Consider the following 533-nt stretch of genomic DNA (forward strand, 5'->3'; position numbering starts at 1 on the left):
GTGGCCCCGGGCAAGCAGGCCTACCAGTCCTTCAACACCCGTGCCGGGCAGATCGGCGCGGGCAAGGCCACCGTGACCGGTACGTCGCTCATCAACGGCAAAGAGGTCACCACGTCCTACGAGGCCGCATACAACGCGATCAGCTGCGGCTGACCCTGCATCTTTCCGCGCAGATCTCCGGATCGGCATGGCCGGCTCACCGCCGGCGTCACGGACCACCCCCCAGCTCGCCGCACGTGGGCGAGCGCCGTCACCGATTGGGAACCATGACCGAGAAGAACAGTGATGTGACGCGGCGCCTGCTGTCCCGGCGCGTCTTCACCACCAGCGCGGCCGCAGCCGCCGTGATCACACCGTTCGCCGTGGCGAGTCAGGCCACCGCGGAACCCGCCGGCAAGACCACCCCCACGACCACCAGTAAGACCGCGGGCGAACCGGGCGAGGTCCGCCGCATCACCCTCTACGTGGACAAATTCCCCGATGGGCAGATGGGCTACGGCCTGGAACCCGGCAAGCCCACCATCCCCGGCCCC

Annotated in this window: 1 protein-coding gene; it reads left to right on the plus strand. The window is 68.9% G+C overall.

The window, feature by feature from the left end:
- Positions 1 to 266: 266 nt before the first annotated feature.
- Positions 267 to 533, plus strand: a 267-nt coding sequence (locus FLV34_RS39695; RefSeq protein ID WP_222709817.1) for a hypothetical protein, incomplete at its 3' end; no start/stop codon positions are given.

This window comes from Microbispora sp. CSR-4, assembly GCF_008033685.1.
GTDB lineage: Bacteria > Actinomycetota > Actinomycetes > Streptosporangiales > Streptosporangiaceae > Microbispora.